1 protein-coding gene and 1 pseudogene are annotated in these 1938 nt (G+C 68.0%); both read left to right on the plus strand.

The window, feature by feature from the left end:
- A pseudogene (locus tag ACYVDE_RS21370) lies at window positions 1–308 on the plus strand (DUF4249 domain-containing protein); the annotation flags it as partial.
- Between the two features lie 5 nt (window positions 309–313).
- Window positions 314–1938, plus strand: a 1625-nt coding sequence (locus tag ACYVDE_RS21375; protein WP_460503561.1) for an MG2 domain-containing protein, incomplete at its 3' end; no start/stop codon positions are given.

Raw genomic sequence — 1938 nt, forward strand, 5'->3', positions numbered from 1 at the left:
GCTTCGTCAGCGCCCACTCCGTCGAGTCCCGCCGCCTCTTCATCAACCGCCAAGACGTGCCCACCAGCTGGCGCGTGCTCAACGGCTACGAAGACTGTATGCCGCCCGACTCGCTGTTCTTCGACCGCCCGCCACCCCCAATGAATGTGAAGCCGGCGGAGGCTATCCCGGCAACCTTCGGCAGCGGCCAGTTTCTGCCCATTGAGCCCCTGTTTGGCCAGTTTGGGCTGCGGGGCTACACCCTGAAATCGCGCGCCTGCATCGATTGTCGGGCCCGGGGCACCGATGTTAAGCCTAGTTTTTGGTAAATCTTATGCGCGCATTCTCCCTTTCATTGCCGATTTGCCGCCCCGGCCTACTGCTCGCCTTGTGGCTGGGCCTGCTTAGCACAGCAGCGGCCCAGGCCCCCGACTCGCTCGACCGCCTGGGGCGCCAGCTGCGCCGCCACGAGCAGCGCGACCCGCACGAAAAGCTGTTTCTGCACCTTGACCGCCCGCTGTACCTGAGTGGCGAGACAATGTGGTTCAGCGTGTATGCCGCCGACGGCACCACCGCCCGCCCCCTGCCGCTGAGCAGCGTGGCCTACGTGGAGGTGCTCGATACCAAGCATCAGCCCGTGCTGCAGGGCAAGGTGGCCCTGCACGACGCCACCGGCCAGGGCTCATTTGTGCTGCCGGCCTCGTTGCCGGCGGGCCGGTACACGGTGCGGGCCTACACCAGCTGGATGCGCAACTTTGACCCGGCTACGTATTTCCACACCACCGTCACGGTGGTGAATACCTTCACGGCCTCGGGCACGGCGGCGAAAGACTCGGCTACCACCGATGTGCAGTTCTTCCCCGAGGGCGGCAACCTCGTGCGGGGCCTGCGCAGCCGGGTAGCCTTTAAAGTAACCGACCGCACCGGGCGCGGCATGGCGGCCACGGGCAAGGTGCTGAACCAGCGCGGCACCGTGGTGGCCACCTTCCAGACTCTGCACCGCGGCATGGGTGCCTTCGACTTTACACCGGCGGCGGGTTCCGACGTGTACACGGCCGTGGTAACGCTGCCCAACGGCCAGCCCCTGACGCGGCCCCTGCCCCAGGCCTTCGAGCTGGGCTACGTGCTGCACCTCGACCCTACCGACCCGGCCCACCTGCGCCTGACGGTGGCGGCCAGCCCGGCCCGTACCGAAACCGTGTACCTGCTGGGCCACTCGCGCCAGCAGGTGGCGCTGGCCACCCGCCTCAACCTAGTGAATGGCCAGGGCGCGCTTACGGTAGATGCGGGCTCGCTGCTCGACGGCGTGTCGCACTTCACGCTCTTCACCGGGGCGCAGCAGCCGGTGTGCGAGCGGCTATACTTCCGACCGCCAACCCGGGCCCTGGCGGTGGCGGCCCGCCCCGACAAGCCGCAGTATGGCCCCCGCGCCAAGGTGCAGCTGCAGGTGAGCGCCGCCGACCAGCAAACGCCGCTGCCCGCCAACCTGTCGATGGCCGTGTACCGGCTCGACTCGCTGAACACGACTCCGCTACCGGGTATCGACCGCGTGCTGTGGCTGACCTCGGAGTTGACGGGCCCGGTGGAAGACCCCGACTATTACTTCACGGCTACGAATGCGGCGGCCCTCGAAGCCACCGACCACCTGCTGCTGACGCAGGGCTGGAGCCGGTTTCGCTGGGAAGAAGTGCTGGCGGCCAAGCCGCTGGCGTTTCGGCCCGAGCCGCACGGCCTGGTAGCGCGGGCGCAGCTGCTGCAAGCCAACGGCCAGCCCCGCGCCAACGTCAATACCTTCCTGGCGTCGCCCAGCCGCCTGACGCGCCTCGGCAACGCCCTCAGCAATGCGGAGGGCCTCGTTGAATTTGAGCTCACCGATTTCACCGGCCCGCGCGACCTCGTGCTGCAGGCCGACCCGGCTCAGGACAGCACCAGCCGCCTGCGCCTGCTCGACCCGTTCTC

The organism is Hymenobacter agri, from assembly GCF_054778495.1.